This window comes from Arthrobacter sp. MSA 4-2 (genome assembly GCF_016405885.1).
Lineage (GTDB): Bacteria > Actinomycetota > Actinomycetes > Actinomycetales > Micrococcaceae > Arthrobacter_D.
Genome location: NZ_JAEKGC010000013.1, coordinates 88,821 through 103,507 on the forward strand (window position 1 = coordinate 88,821; position 14,687 = coordinate 103,507).

Annotated in this window: 12 protein-coding genes; 8 read left to right on the forward strand and 4 right to left on the reverse strand. The window is 69.6% G+C overall.

The window, feature by feature from the left end; genetic code table 11:
* Window positions 1-33 precede the first annotated feature (33 nt).
* The 4 genes from I6N91_RS14420 (at window position 34) to I6N91_RS14435 (ending at window position 3,997) form a co-directional block, all read left to right on the forward strand.
* Complete coding sequence (locus I6N91_RS14420; RefSeq protein ID WP_307843371.1) at window positions 34-798, forward strand: NAD(P)H-binding protein; 765 nt, start codon at window positions 34-36, stop codon at window positions 796-798.
* An 87-nt stretch (window positions 799-885) separates the two neighbouring features.
* Window positions 886-1,125 (forward strand): RNA polymerase subunit sigma-70, encoded by a 240-nt coding sequence (locus I6N91_RS14425; RefSeq protein ID WP_233091874.1) that lies wholly within the window; start codon window positions 886-888, stop codon window positions 1,123-1,125.
* Window positions 1,122-2,879, forward strand: a complete 1,758-nt coding sequence (locus I6N91_RS17390) for an ABC transporter ATP-binding protein (protein WP_198813732.1) — start codon at window positions 1,122-1,124, stop codon at window positions 2,877-2,879. The genes I6N91_RS14425 and I6N91_RS17390 overlap by 4 nt, the downstream gene beginning before the upstream one ends.
* Before the next feature lie 11 nt (window positions 2,880-2,890).
* The gene (locus I6N91_RS14435; protein WP_198813734.1) at window positions 2,891-3,997 is read left to right on the forward strand and encodes a winged helix DNA-binding domain-containing protein; all 1,107 of its coding nucleotides are present in this window, start codon (window positions 2,891-2,893) and stop codon (window positions 3,995-3,997) included.
* A 29-nt stretch (window positions 3,998-4,026) separates the two neighbouring features.
* On the opposite strand, the gene I6N91_RS14440 is transcribed toward I6N91_RS14435, so the two are convergent.
* Window positions 4,027-5,433: an MFS transporter gene (locus tag I6N91_RS14440; protein ID WP_307843368.1), complete on the reverse strand. Its 1,407-nt coding sequence runs from the start codon at window positions 5,431-5,433 to the stop codon at window positions 4,027-4,029.
* A gap of 176 nt (window positions 5,434-5,609) precedes the next feature.
* Between I6N91_RS14440 and I6N91_RS14445 the strand changes: the two genes are divergently transcribed.
* On the forward strand, window positions 5,610-6,953 hold the full coding sequence (locus I6N91_RS14445) for a DUF4192 domain-containing protein (protein WP_198813736.1): 1,344 nt from the start codon (window positions 5,610-5,612) through the stop codon (window positions 6,951-6,953).
* Window positions 6,954-7,192: 239 nt separating this feature from the next.
* Window positions 7,193-8,449: an RNA polymerase sigma factor gene (locus tag I6N91_RS14450; protein ID WP_233091875.1), complete on the forward strand. Its 1,257-nt coding sequence runs from the start codon at window positions 7,193-7,195 to the stop codon at window positions 8,447-8,449.
* 173 nt (window positions 8,450-8,622) lie between these two features.
* On the opposite strand, the gene I6N91_RS14455 is transcribed toward I6N91_RS14450, so the two are convergent.
* On the reverse strand, window positions 8,623-8,844 hold the full coding sequence (locus I6N91_RS14455) for a hypothetical protein (RefSeq protein ID WP_120169620.1): 222 nt from the start codon (window positions 8,842-8,844) through the stop codon (window positions 8,623-8,625).
* A 266-nt stretch (window positions 8,845-9,110) separates the two neighbouring features.
* On the opposite strand from I6N91_RS14455, the gene I6N91_RS14460 reads away from it, so the two are divergent.
* A complete protein-coding gene (locus I6N91_RS14460; protein WP_198813738.1) occupies window positions 9,111-11,219 on the forward strand; it encodes a type IIA DNA topoisomerase subunit B in 2,109 nt (702 codons plus the stop codon).
* A gap of 312 nt (window positions 11,220-11,531) precedes the next feature.
* On the opposite strand, the gene I6N91_RS14465 is transcribed toward I6N91_RS14460, so the two are convergent.
* Together I6N91_RS14465 and I6N91_RS14470 are read right to left on the reverse strand one after the other, a co-directional pair.
* Window positions 11,532-12,509 (reverse strand): M56 family metallopeptidase, encoded by a 978-nt coding sequence (locus I6N91_RS14465; protein ID WP_198813739.1) that lies wholly within the window; start codon window positions 12,507-12,509, stop codon window positions 11,532-11,534.
* Window positions 12,510-12,515: 6 nt separating this feature from the next.
* Window positions 12,516-12,884, reverse strand: coding sequence for a BlaI/MecI/CopY family transcriptional regulator (locus tag I6N91_RS14470; RefSeq protein ID WP_198813740.1), 369 nt, complete (start codon window positions 12,882-12,884; stop codon window positions 12,516-12,518).
* A 219-nt stretch (window positions 12,885-13,103) separates the two neighbouring features.
* On the opposite strand from I6N91_RS14470, the gene I6N91_RS14475 reads away from it, so the two are divergent.
* Window positions 13,104-14,684: a cytochrome ubiquinol oxidase subunit I gene (locus I6N91_RS14475; RefSeq protein ID WP_198813741.1), complete on the forward strand. Its 1,581-nt coding sequence runs from the start codon at window positions 13,104-13,106 to the stop codon at window positions 14,682-14,684.
* Window positions 14,685-14,687: the final 3 nt, after the last annotated feature.

Here is a 14,687-nt window from a genome sequence, read left to right on the forward strand (position 1 = left end):
GGCAAGGGGGGCGCGGTGCGCAGGGTAGCGGTTGTGGGTGGAACGGGAGCAGTCGGGTCCATGGTCACGCGGCACCTTCTCGAGGAAGGGCACGAGGTCGTTGTGCTTTCCCGTTCCGGCAGGCGGCCGGACTCTCCGGAGGGGCCGCAGTACCGCCGGGCCGATGTGTCGACGGGAGAGGGCCTGCAGGAGGCGCTGCGCGGGTGCGAGGCGCTGATCGACGTGACCAACGCGAAGCTCCGCGCCGCCCAGCAGGGAACCTTCGTCGGCGGCGCGGCGAGACTGCTGGAGGCCGCCGCCGCCGAAGGGGTGGGCCGGGCGGTCCTGCTCTCGATCGTCGGCATCGACAGGTCCCCGCTGGCCTACTACCAGGCCAAGCTCGCCCAGGAACAGGCCTACCTCGGCGCGGGACTGGACACCTGCATCCTGCGTGCCACCCAGTTCCATACCTTCGTCGAGGCCCTTCACTCCTCCCTGCGGAGGGTGGGGCTCTGCCCGTACTTCTCCGGCGCCCGGTTCCAGACCATCGATCCCGACGCCGTCGCCCGCCGGCTCGTTGAACTCGTCCCGGCGGGGACGACCGGACAGGCGCGTGAGGTGGCCGGCCCCGAGGTCCGCGCGGCACGCGAGTATGCCGCCGACTACCTGCGGGTTCCCGGCCGCCGGGGCCTGGCGCTCCCGCTGCCCCTGCCCGGCCCCGCGGGAAAGGCCTTCCGGCAGGGAATCAACATTCCGGCCGACCCGCTGGTGCTCGGCTCCACCTATGCCTCGTGGACCGCTGCCGCCAGACGCCCCTGATCCCGGCGGCTCCGCTCTCCCGTCGGATCTCCCTTCGCATGTCAACATCCCTTGACACGACACCCGCAGTCAATTTATGTTGACACCATGAGAGTGGAGGACATGATGGACCTTGTAAGGACCGCTGCGGCGGACGACGATCCGCGTTCGGGCCTCGCGGCCGCGGCAATGCTTCGGCAGGAACTCGAACGCGTCGAGGCAGTCCAGGTCCGGCGCGCCCGGGCCCGCGGGCTGACCTGGGAACAGATCGCCGGGCCCCTCGGCGTGACCCGGCAGGCCGTGCACCGCAAGTACGGCGGGCGGGGGCTGCTGGGACGCCGGCAGTGAGCACCGAAGTCCCGGAGCGGCGGGCCTCCTTCGCCGAGTTCCTTCCCTACCTGCGCGGACACGTGAGCCTGCTCGTGGCCGCCGGAGCGGTTTCCCTGGTCGCCACGGCCCTTGCCCTGCTGCAGCCGCTCATGGTCCAGCGGCTCATCAACGCCGTCGGCGCCGGCACCGACTGGACTCCCTTCCTGTGGCTGCTCGTGGCGATCACCCTCGGACAGGCGGTCTTCAGCGCCGGCCAATCCTACCTCCTGCAGCGCACCGCCGAATCGGTCGTGCTCGGCGTCCGCCGCTCACTCGTCGGCCAGCTGCTCCGCCTGCCGGTCCGCGAGTTCGACGCGCGGCGCGTGGGGGACCTGATGTCCCGGGTCGGATCGGACACAACGCTCCTGCGCAGCGTCATCACCTCGGGCCTCTTCGAGATCGTCTCCTCGGTGCTCATGTTCGCCGCCGCGGTGGTGCTGATGATCCTGCTCGACCCCCTGCTCTTCGGCATCACGGTCACCGCGGTGTTGGGCGGCGCCGCGTGCGTCGTGCTGCTGGGATCGCTGATCCGCAGGCGGAGCCGTCAGGTGCAGGAGGCGGTCGGTGCCATGGCGGCCGCCGTGGAGCGCGGCCTCTCCGGCATCCGCACCATCAAGGCCGCGGTCGCCGAGGACCGCGAGGCGGCCCTGATCGACCGGGAAGCCGTGGGCGCCTACCGTGCCGGGGTGGCTGCGGCAAAACTGCAGGCCGTCGTCGAGCCGATCATGTCGATCTGCATCCAGGGCGCGTTCATCGTGGTCCTCACGGTGGGCGGCGTCCGGGTGGCCGACGGGTCCCTGGCCCTCGGCGACCTCCTGGCGTTCATCCTCTACCTTTTCCTCCTGGTGCTGCCCATCGGATCCGCCCTGGGCGCCTTCGTCCAGATCCAGGCGGGCCTGGCGGCCCTCGACCGGATCCAGGAGGTCGCCCGGCTGGAGCCCGAAGCCGGCGACGAGGACGGACTCACCCCGGGCCGCACCGCGTCCACTGCGCCCGAGGTCCGGTTCGACGCGGTGTCCTTCGGCTACGACGACGACGGCGGCGAACCGGTCCTCACGGACCTCAGCTTCTCGGTCCCCGCCGGCAGCCGGACCGCAATCGTCGGACCCTCGGGCGCCGGAAAGTCGACCGTGCTCGGGCTCCTCGAGCGCTTCTACGAACCCACCGGGGGAACGATCACCTATGACGGGGTGCCCCTGGCGGCCATCCCGCGCCGGGAACTGCGATCCCGCCTCGGCCTCGTCGAGCAGGAGGCGCCCGTGCTCAGTGGCACGCTGGCGGACAACCTGCGGATCAGCGCCCCCGACGCCACCTCGGCCCGGATGGTCTCCGCACTGGAGTCGGTGGGACTGGGCGAGCTGGTGGAGCGCTCGGAGACGGGTCTGGGGCTCAACCTTGGCGAGGACGGCGTCCGGCTCTCCGGCGGCCAGCGCCAGCGCCTCGCCTGGGCGCGGGTGCTCCTGGCGGACCGGCCGGTCCTGCTGATGGATGAACCGACCTCCGCCGTCGACTCGCGCACGGAGCAGCTGCTGCAGCGGACCCTCAGCGAGGCCGCGCGGAGCCGGACCGTCGTCGTCGTCGCCCACCGCCTCTCGACCATCGCCGACTTCGACCGCATCCTGGTAATGGACCGCGGGCGGGTGGTGGCCTCGGGCACCCACGCGACCCTCGTTCAGAGCAGCGCGCTGTACCGGGACATGGCCGTGCGCCAGCGCCTGGTCCAGCACGCCTGACGGGAACCTCCGTGGCGGCCCGTACGGGGGATGATCTCCGGCAGGTCCGGCTGCGCTCGCACCGGCTCGCCGGGAGCGCCTCCGGCGACGCCGCCGGGGCCGTGCACCGGATGCTCGCCGTCCAGGCGCAGAACCTCGCAGGGGCCCGGTGGAGCCTGGGCCTGCGCACCCCGGGCCTTACCGACACGGCGCTCGCCGACGCCCTCCGCGAGGGGACGATCGTGCAGACCTGGACGATGCGCGGAACCCTCCACCTCACCGCACCGGCGGACGCGCCCTGGCTGTTGTCCCTGCTCGGTCCGCGCGCCTGGAGCGGCCGGGGGAAGCTCTGGCGGGATACCGGCCTCACCGGGGCGGTGTTCGCGCAGGCCGCGGTGGTGCTCGGTGTGGCGCTCGAGGGAACGGCGCTGCCGCGAAGCACTGTCCTGGGCCGGCTCGAGGACGCCGGCATTCCGACCGGCGGGCAACGCGGTTCCCACATTCTGCGGTACCTCGCCGAGACGCAGGTGGTCATCATCGGTCCGCCCCAGGGCCGCACCCAGACCTTCGCGTTGTTTCGGGACCGGATCCCGGCGGTGGAGCCGCCCGGGCGGGAGGAGGCGCTGGCCCGGCTGGCGTTCCGCTACATCTCCGGCCACGGACCCGCCACGGCCCGCGACCTCGCCTGGTGGAGCGGACTGACCCTTGCCGACTCCCGGCTCGCCCTCCACCTCGCCTTACCGAACCTGGCGGTACTGCCCGCCGACGGGGAGCCGTCCTATGTCGACCCCGAGGTGCTCGACGCCCGGTCCGGAGGGCCGGCGACGGCGCACCTGCTTCCCGGCTTCGATGAGTACACCATCGGGTACGCGGACCGGACGCTCGTGCTTGAGGAGCGCCACCGCAGCGCCGTCGGCCCGGCGGCGAACGGGCTGTTCCGCCCGGCCCTGGCAGTTTCGGGCAGGATTCGCGGAACCTGGGAGCAGGAGATCCGCGGCGGCTCGGTCCACCTCAGGGTTGCGACATTCCCCGGGGAGGCCCTCCCCGGCCCGGACGGGGCAGCGGCCCTGCGCGCGGCGGCGGACCGCTACTCGCAGTTCCTCGGGCTGCGCGTGGTGCTTGATCCTGTCGACGGGTAGCTGGTCCGGAGCGGGGTGGCTCGGACGTGTCAGGACCCACCGGCCCGCGGCGCGTCGGCCGATTCGAGGGCGCTCCCCGCCGGCGTCCGCCCTGTCACGGCCCTCCCCTTCAATGCCCGGACGCCGGTCCCGACGACCACCAGGCCCACCAGCCCGGTCACGGTCAGCCCGAGGCCGGAATAGCCAAGCGCGGTCAGGAGGGGGCCCGCGAGCGCCCCGCCCAGCGCTCCGGCCGCATTCATCGAAAGATCGGACACCCCCTGGACGGCGGCCCGGTCCGGGACGATCACCGACTCGGCGACAAGGGCCGACCCCGAGACCACGGCGGCCGACCAGCCTAGGCCAAGCAGGATGAGGCTGACCGTGACCGCGGCCGCGGATTCGGCGCCGGTCCAGGCGAGGATCAGGGCGCCGAGCAGCAGGGCCTGGCCCAGGAGGATTCCGGTGATCCTGCCGGCGCGGTCGGCCAGCCAGCCGAAAGCGGGGGAGAAGGCGAACATCCCGGCGACGTGGAGGCTGATGGTCAGCCCCACGACGGCCAGGCTCGCCCCGTGGTCGCGCAGGTGCACCGGGGTCATTGACATCAGGGCCACCATCGCGGCGTGGCTGCAGGCGATGGCGAGGACGGCGTAGCGGGCCAGGGGGTTGCCGCGGAGGGCGGCAAGGCCGCCCCTGCGGTGCACCGGACCGGGCGTCGTGCCGCGCAGGGCGAGGGAGCTCAGCAGCGGGTCCGGGCGGAGGCAGACCGCATAGACGGCGGCGGCGGCCGCCTGGGCGACCGCGGAGAACACGAAGGCTCCGGAGAGCGGAGGCAGGCCGAGGAGGGCACCGAGCGCTTCGCCGGGTTCGAACAGGTTGGGGCCAAGGACCGCGCCGATGGTGGTAAACCATACGACGAGGGAGAGGTCGCGGCCGCGGGTGGCGTCGGAGGCGAGGTCCGTCGCGGCGAACCGCGCCTGGAGGTTCGTCGCGGAGCCGGCGCCGAGCAGCAGCAGGGCGAGCAAGAGCAGGGGGAACTGGGATACCGCCGCTGCGGTGATGGCCAGCACCGCTCCGGCCCCGGCGATCAGGGCGCCGGTCGACAGGGAGATCCTGCGGCCGGACCGCTGGGCAAGCCGGGCCAGGGGAACGGCGAGGATCGCCGCGCCGAGGGTGCTCATGGTTGCCGCCATCCCGGACCAGGAGCTTGACCCGGAAAGATCGGCGGCCAGCAGCGCACCGAGGGACAGGGTGGCGCCCATGCCGATGCCGCCGAGGATCTGGGCGCCGGCCAGCACCTGCACCACCCGGCGCTGGTCGCGGGCATCGGTGCCCCCTGCCTCCTCCGCGGTGGTGGCGCTGTCCGCCGTCTCCGCCGCGGAGCCGCGTGACTGCTCCGCGGCAGTGTCGGCGGACCCCGGACGCCGTTGTCCCCGATAGGGCAGCTTCCTGTTCACCCACCCAGTAATACCACCGGACCACCCCTTTTCCTTTGGTGTCTGGGCCACGGTTTTTCCCTTCGGGAGATGAAGGGGCCCGGGCCGCCCAGGGCAGGGCGGAAACCGCGCAGGAAGTTGTCCACTTAACCGGACCCCCGCGGACGGGCAGCAAGGGGGCAGCGCAGGCTGGCACCATGACCAGCGACCCGGAACGGCTGCACCTCGGCACCGCAGCCGACCTCCTGTCCTACATCCCGCATGCCATTGGATTCGTTCCGGTCGAGAGCCTGGTGGTGCTAACACTTTCGGGCGGCCGGGTCGGCGCCACCCTGCGGGTCGACCTGCCAGGCCCGGACGCCGAGGCAGGAAGCTATGCCGAGGGAGTGGCGGCCATCCTGGCGTCGGACACGGCGGCCGACGGCGCGGTGATGATCCTTTACACGGATGCCCGGTGGTCCGAACCGGGGAGGCCACCCTACGGCCGGGTGGTGCGCGAGCTCGAGCGGACGCTGCGGGCGGCGGGCACCCCTCTGCGCGACGGTTGGGTGGTCTCCGGAACGGCCTGGCGCGAATACTTCTGTGTCGACACCCGATGCTGCCCCTGGCCGGGGCGGCCACTTGCGGAGATCAGCGACAGCGCCGCCAGCGCCGAACTGGTGCTGCGGGGAAGCTCCTTCTCGCCGTCGGTTGAGACGGCCGCGGCGCTGCCACCGGGATCGGCGGTGGAGGGGAAGCCGTCCGTCGAGGCGCTCGCGGCCTCCTACCGCCGCCGGTGCGAGCGCACCTGGACCACCGCCTCCCAGTTCCGGGCCACCCTGCTCGTCTGGGACCATCTGCTCAGCGGCCGGAGGCCACCGCTGGGAAGGCAGGAGCACGAGACGGCGGCCTTCCTGCTGGCCGGCCTTTCGTGCAAGGCCGTCCGCGATTCGGTGCTGGTGCTTGCGGGATGCGGCCTGGAGGCAGCCGAACAGGGAGCACGCGCCTGCGGAGCCGTGGGCGATCCGGGTCTTCCGGGGATGATGCCGGTGGTGCCCCGTTCCGCCGCCGGACAGACCCTGGCACTGGAGGCACCCCGGGGAGGTGAGCCGGGTGGCAGCGCGGGCGGCGGCCAGCCCGCTCGTCGGGGCGGCGGCCAGCCCGCTGCCCCGAACCGTGAATCGATAGGTTTCATTGGCGGTGGGCCGCTTCCTGCCGGGGACCGGGCGGGAGCCTGCCGGCGTTACTCCGACTTCCTGGTGGGGCGTTCATTCGAGGCGCCGCGGTGGGACACCCTCGACGCCGCGCACGATCTCCTCCTCCGCCTCTCCGCCGTCTCCGCGGACGAGTCCCAGGCGGCGGTGCATTCAATGCTTGGATGGATCGAGTTCGCCCGCGGCCGTGGATCCCTCGCCTGTGTGTACTTTGAGCGCGCCGAACGCGCCTGCCCCGGCTACCGGCTGGCAGGGCTCCTGAAGGAACTCCTCCTCCGCGGCGGACTCCCGGAATGGGCGTGCAGCCCGGATACGGCGTGGAGTGCCCGGCGCGGGCGGCTGGGGTGAGCGGACAACTCCGGCGGGGCCCTGAAATTCACGCCCACCCCAAAGCGTGAGACAATAAACGATGAGACCCGGTGGGGTCCGCGCATCACATGGAGGCCTGCGGGGCTCCGGTGCCTGCCGAACAGGGCAGGTCCGGAATAGTCCCGCACGCGGAGGAAGTTCCTGTTAGGAGCTGATCCTCGGTCTTCGTCTGAACCAAGGCGCGGACTTGACAGGGTCATAGTGGTGTTGTCCCCTTGATGGCACCGCAAACCGCGTATGAAAGGTTCTCTGTGTCGGTTAAGAAGACAGCAGCCCCGGTTTCAGCGGAAGCCGGAACCACCACCACCAAGCGCAGAGCCGCACCCAAAAAGGCTGCTTCAAAGGCTGCAGCAGCCAAGACTCCGGCGAAAGCATCGACGGATGCCGCAGTGGCCGTCGATCCGGTCGACGAGCCCGTGGAGTCCATCGTGGATGCCGCGGTGGAACCGGACGCCGACGAAATCAAGCCGGACCCCGCCGAGGCGGAGGTCGGAACGAGCACCGGTTTCGTCTACTCCGATGCCGATGACGACGACGCACCTGCCCAGCAGGTCGTGTCCGCCGGCGCGACTGCGGACCCGGTCAAGGACTACCTCAAGCAGATTGGCAAGGTCGCCCTGCTCAACGCCGAGCAGGAAGTCGACCTCGCGCTGCGGATCGAGGCCGGCCTGTTCGCCGAGGAGAAGATCGCCGCCGATCCGGACATGGATCCGAAGCTGCGCCGTGAACTCGAATTCGTCATCCACGACGGCAAGCGCGCCAAAAACCACCTCCTTGAGGCGAACCTGCGCCTCGTCGTCTCCCTGGCCAAGCGCTACACCGGCCGCGGAATGCTCTTCCTCGACCTGATCCAGGAAGGGAACCTGGGCCTGATCCGTGCAGTCGAGAAGTTCGACTACACCAAGGGCTTCAAGTTCTCGACCTACGCCACCTGGTGGATCCGCCAGGCGATCACCCGTGCCATGGCCGACCAGGCCCGCACCATCCGTATTCCGGTCCACATGGTCGAGGTCATCAACAAGCTCGCCCGCGTGCAGCGCCAGATGCTCCAGGACCTGGGCCGGGAGCCCACCCCCGAGGAACTGGCCCTCGAACTCGACATGACCCCCGAAAAGGTCGTCGAGGTACAGAAGTACGGCCGTGAGCCCATCTCGCTCCACACCCCGCTGGGTGAGGATGGCGACTCGGAGTTCGGCGACCTCATCGAGGACTCCGAGGCCGTGGTCCCCGCCGACGCCGTGAGCTTCACGCTGCTTCAGGAACAGCTCCACTCCGTGCTCGACACGCTCTCCGAGCGTGAGGCCGGCGTCGTCGCCATGCGGTTCGGCCTCACCGACGGGCAGCCGAAGACTTTAGACGAAATCGGCAAGGTCTACGGTGTGACCCGCGAGCGGATCCGCCAGATCGAATCGAAGACGATGTCCAAGCTGCGTCACCCGTCGCGCTCACAGGTGCTGCGGGACTACCTCGACTAGCACCCGGGCGGCAGGCCGTCCTCGGCCCGCCGCAGGCCAGACGTAAGAGCAGACATAGGAAAGGCCCCCTCCGGAGAGGGGGCCTTTCCTATGTGCTTATCGAGACTGTGCTTATCGAGACGGGTGACCGGCGTACCGGCCACGCTGCACGCGGCGGACGGGCCGCGGGCACATCAGTCTTCGGAAACGACCGGCTTCTCGCGGAGCCGCTCGGTCTCGTCCTGCCACTCGGAAGTGAGCGGCCGCAGGTTCGCTTCGACGGACCGCGCATGGTGTCCGCAGAAGAGAAGCTCTCCACCGGAGGTTGAAAGGACTGCGCGCACGTAGGCCTGGGCTCCGCAGCGGTCGCAGCGGTGCTGGGCGGTAAGTTCTCGGGTTGCAACTGCAGTACTCATGAATGCCTCCTCATGTGGATCGTGTATTCATATAACCATTATTCGTTGCCGTTTCTTCGCAGGGTGGGTTTTCTTTCGCTCCCGGCGTAGGGAGGGCCCGCCTTGACACTGCCGGAGGTGCCCGGGATCACAACTGGAGCCGCAGTCCCGGCCGGGCCTGCACGGCGATGTCGGTGCCGGGTAATAAGCTTGACCCTGGTGTCCAGCGGCCCTTTCCGGGCGTTGGATTCCTCACTCCAGCCACGCGTCAAGGAGACCACCCCAACGTGACCCCACTCAGTTCCGACTACACCGCACGCCATCTCTCGGTCCTCGAGGGCCTTGAGGCCGTCCGCAAGCGGCCGGGGATGTACATCGGCTCGACGGACTCCCGCGGGCTGATGCACTGCCTGTGGGAGATCATCGACAACTCGGTCGACGAGGCCCTGGCCGGGTTCGGCCAGAGCATCACCGTGATCCTCCACGCCGACGGCTCGGTCGAGATCCACGACGACGGCCGCGGCATCCCGGTGGACGCCGAGCCCAAGACCGGGCTCAGCGGCGTCGAGGTGGTCTTCACCAAGCTCCACGCCGGCGGCAAGTTCGGCGGCGGCTCCTACACCGCCTCCGGCGGCCTCCACGGCGTCGGCGCCAGCGTCGTCAACGCCCTCTCGGCCCGGCTCGACGTGTACGTTGACCGCGGCAGCAAGACCTACAAGATGTCCTTCCGCCGCGGCGAGCCCGGCCGCTTCGTGGACGGGAAGACGATCTCGCCCACCGCGGCGTTCGAGCCCTTCCTCGACAGCTCGCGGCTCGACGTCGTCGGCACCACCAAGCGAGGCGTCACCGGCACCCGGATCCGCTACTGGGCCGACCGGCAGATCTTCACCCCGGACGCGAAGTTCTCCTACGAAGAGCTCGAGACCCGCGCCCGGCAGACCTCCTTCCTGGTCCCGGGCCTGCGGATCACCCTGCGCGACGAGCGCCGCATCCCCGGCACCCCCGGCGAGGCCGGGCCGGTGGAACAGGTCTTCCAGCACGACGGCGGCATCTCCGAGTTCGCCGAGTTCCTCGCCGTCGACGCCGCAGTGACCGACGTCTGGCGCATCCACGGCTCGGGCCGGTTCAAGGAATCCGTTCCCGTGCTCGACGAGCGCGGGCACAGCCAGATGGCGGAGGTCGAACGGGACTGCGAGGTCGACATCGCGCTGCGCTGGGGCATCGGCTACGAGACGACCATGCGCAGCTACGTCAACATCATCGCCACCCCCAAGGGCGGCACGCACCAGAGCGGGTTCGAGCAGGCCCTGCTGAAGACCTTTCGCAAGGTGATCGAGGCCAACGCCCGCAAGCTCAAGGCCGGCAACGACAAGATCGAGAAGGACGACGTGTTCGCGGGCCTGACCGCCGTCCTCACCGTCCGCCTGGCCGAACCGCAGTTCGAGGGCCAGACAAAGGAGATCCTCGGCACCTCCGCGGTGAAGGCCATCGTGGCGAAGGTCGTGGAGAAGGAAATCACCGCCCGGCTGAACTCCACCGCACGCGCCGACAAGGCCCAGTCGGCACTGCTGCTGGAGAAGGTCGTTGCGGAGATGAAGTCGCGCATCTCCGCCCGCGTGCACAAGGAGACCCAGCGCCGCAAGAACGCCCTCGAGACCTCCTCAATGCCCAGCAAGCTCGCCGACTGCCGCATCGACGACCCCGAACGGTCCGAACTGTTCATCGTCGAGGGCGACAGCGCCCTCGGAACGGCCAAGCTCGCCCGGTCCTCGGACTACCAGGCCCTGCTGCCCATCCGGGGCAAAATCCTCAACGTGCAGAAGGCCTCGGTGGGCGACATGCTCTCCAACGCGGAATGCGCGGCGCTGATCCAGGTGGTCGGGGCCGGTTCCGGGCGCAGCTTCCAGCTCGATGCGCGGCGCTACGGCAAGATCATCCTCATGACGGACGCCGACGTCGACGGCGCCCACATCCGTACCCTGCTGCTGACCCTGTTCTTCAGGTACATGCGCCCGCTCGTGGAGGCGGGCCGGGTGTACGCCGCGGTGCCGCCGCTGCACCGGGTGGAGGTCATCAATCCCGGCTCGAAGCCGAACGAGATGGTCTACACGTACTCGGAAAACGAGCTGCACCGGCTCCTGGCCGCCATGGAGAAGTCCGGCAAGCGCTTCAAGGAACCCATCCAGCGCTACAAGGGCCTGGGGGAGATGGACGCCGCCCAGCTCGCCGAGACCACCATGGATCCGCGCCACCGGACGCTGCGCCGGGTGCGGATCTCCGAGGCCGAGTCGGCCGAGCGGGTCTTCGACCTGCTGATGGGCAGCGATGTCGCACCCCGGAAGGACTTCATCGTCGCCGGTGCCGCGACGCTGGACCGGGACCGCATTGACGCCTAGCGGCTAGCCGACGCACGCCAAAGCGCCGTCCGCACCCGATAGCGACGCCCGCACCCGAAAGCGACGTCCGCGCCGGATTTTTCCGGTGCGGACGTCGTTTCTGCGTGTGGGCGTCGTAATCGGGGTCATCGGAGCCGACGGCGGGCGTTCACCGAGCGGAACCGCACCGGGCCGGATTCCGCACCACATCACGACGGGCGCGCCTGAAAGCGTCCTTCGCACCGGATATTGCCGGTACGGATGTCGCTTTCGGACGGGTGTGTCGTGAACGGGCGCGGCCCCGACGCCCCGAGCTGTCCCCGAGGGGCGACCTCACCCGGGCAGTGCGGGGGCGATCAGCAGCAGGGGAGGGAACACCAGCAGCAGACCGGCCGAGCCCAGGGCCACGGCGCGCTGCAGGGCCGTCAGGGGCCGCAGGGGGGTCAGCAGCCGGCGCAGGCGCTGGACCGAGGTGCTCCAGTCCTCGGCCATGGTTCCGCGGTCCGGTGCCGGCAGCTCCAGCCGTGTCTCCGCCGACGGGGCGGTGTCAGCCACGGCCGGTGACCCGGCGGCGACGATCGCGATGGCCCGCACGAGGGTGCCTTCGTCGACGTGCTTGAGGGCCTGGTCGTCGGCCAGCATCTCGATCAGCTCCGTCACCGCAACCTGTGCCAGCTGCGAGGTGGGCAGCCAGGGCAGGGCGGAACGCCAGGCGGCGAACGCCCACAGGAGCAGGTGGTGGCGCTGCTGGAGGTGGGCATTTTCGTGGGTCAGGACGGCGTTGAGTTCCTCCTGGCTGAGCATTTCAAGGAGTCCGTCGGACAGGACGGTCACCGAGCGAGCCCCCCCGGGCAGGCAGTAGGCAACGGGCGTGGGGTGGTTGATCACGAGGGTCGCGGGGGAGTCCTTCACCGGCGAACTGAGCAACCGCAACATGCTGCGGTGGCGCCGGCGCTGGCGCTGGATACGAATGAAGGTCAGCATCAGCGTGAAGACCAGGTGGACGCCCAACAGGGTCGCCGCGCTCAGAGCAAAGACGTGGATGATTCCGAGGGTCTCGGCCGGCTTCTGCTCCATCAGTACGTTCCACAGTCCGATAGAGGCCGACACGAGATTATCGCCCAGCGGGGCCAGGCCCCAGACGAGCATGGCCCCGATCATCGAGAGCCCGCCGGCGAGGGCGATCGACTGCCACAGGACCATGGCCGTGAAGGGGGAGCGCGCGGGCCAGCGGGCGCGGGAGAGCGCAATGGGCGCCGGCCACGCGAGGAACACCGCGAGGGCCGCCAGAAAGTATGACGCCCAGAGCACTGGGGCCTAGGCGCCGAGCAGCCTGCGCAGGGTCTGCGCCTCCGACTCCGAGACGCTGCCGATGAAACGCGCAAGCACCGCCTCGCGGTCGGGCGCCTTGACGAACACTTCGTGCATCAGCTCGGCGGTGTGGTCGGCGCGGCTGGTGACCGCCTTGTAGCGATGGGGCCGGCTGTCGCGCTCGCGCTGCACCAGGCCCTTCTTCTCCAGACGGGACAAAACGGTCAGCACAGTGGTCACGGCGAGCTCCCGCCCGGTCTCGGCGCCGGCCGGGACGACGGCGATCGAATCGCGCAGCTCGTTGGCCGTGAGTGCCCCGGGTGTTGACCACAGCAGGTCCATCACTGTGCGTTCGAGGTCTCCGAGGGTTGCCATGTTCTTCCTTCTGCGAAATCCGATGATGCATTTGGTGCCACGCCTGCCGATGGGGCAGGCGCAGGATACAGCTCTACGACTTAAAGGATACCGCGTTTTGCCGCTGGTTTCTACGTCACGTAGAAGCCTCATAAAATTTGTTCTACGCTATGTAGAAGAAGATTTCTACACGACGTAGAACAACGGCCGCGCAGCCCGCGGTGTACGCGAAAGGGTTTCATGGAAGCCTTGGAAATTGCCCGGTGGCAATTCGGCATCACCACCGTCTACCACTTCCTGATGGTCCCGCTGACCATCGGCCTCGGCCTGCTGGTGGCGGTGATGCAAACCCTTTGGTACCGCACGGGCGAGGCATCGTACCTGCGGATGACGCGCTTCTGGGGCAAGCTCTTCCTGATCAACTTCATCATGGGCGTGGCGACCGGGCTGGTGCAGGAGTTCCAGTTCGGCCTGGCGTGGAGCGAATACAGCCGGTTCGTCGGTGACATCTTCGGCGCACCCCTGGCGCTTGAGGCACTGCTGGCCTTCTTCGTGGAGTCGACCTTCCTCGGCCTCTGGATCTTCGGGTGGCAGCGACTGCCAAAGCTGGTCCACCTGCTCTGCCTGTGGGCCGCGGTGCTCGCCTCGGTGCTCTCCGCCTACTTCATCCTCGTGGCCAACTCCTGGATGCAGCACCCGGTCGGGTACGAGGTTGTCGACGGCCGGCCGGTCCTGAACGACATTTGGGCGGTGCTGACCAACAACACCGCGCTGGTGGCCTTCCCCCATACGGTCTTCGGTGCCCTCGCCGTCGCCGGGGCGTTCCTGCTCGGCATCAGCTGGTACCACCTCTGGAAGCGCCGCAACGACGGGATTGACACCGTCGACGCGTCCGGCCGGGTCCAGATCGGCGCCGCGGCCGCTCCGTCGCGCGACGCCACCGACCACCGGGTCTGGCTGCGCTCTGCCCGGCTCGGCGCCGTCGTCGCCATGATCGCCTTCGCCGGCACCGCCGTCTCCGGCGACCTCCAGGGCAAGCTCATGTTCGATCAGCAGCCCATCAAGATGGCCGCCGCGGAGGCCGCCTGCCACGACGGCACCGGCTTCTCCGTGCTCTCCGTCGGCAACCTCGGCTCCCAGAGCTGCGACGACATCGTGGCCCTCGTCGAAGTTCCCGGCGTCCTCTCCTTCCTGGCCAACGGCGACTTCACCACCGAAGTCAAGGGCGTGAACACGCTGGTCCCCGAATACCAGGAGAAGTACGGGACCCACCTGCCCGACAACCCCATCTACGGCGACCGCGCCGGCACCGAGATCGACTACCTCCCCGTCCTCGAGGTCACCTACTGGGGCTTCCGCATCATGATCGGCTTCGGTGCCATCGCCGCCCTCGCCGCCGGCATCGCCTTCTGGGTGCTGCGCAAGGGCACCGTCCCCGAGTCCCGGTGGCTCATGCGCCTTGCAGTCTTCGGCATCCTCGCCCCGTTCGGCGCGAACGCCGCCGGCTGGATCTTCACCGAGATGGGCCGCCAGCCCTTCGTCGTCGCACCGAACCCCGAGTTCGCCGGCATCGACAGCGTGTTCATGTTCACCGCCGCCGCCGTCTCCCCGGGGGTCACCGTGGCCGAACTGCTCACCTCCCTGATAGCCCTCGCCTCGGTGTACGCGGTGCTGCTGGTCATCGAGGTCCGTCTGCTCTTCACCTACGTCCGCGGCGGAGTGGCCTCGGCCATGCCCGAGCTCGCCCACACCCCGGCGGACCACGACGGCGGGTCCGGGCACCGGGCCGACGACGCCGACGTCCTCTCTTTCGCGTACTAAGAG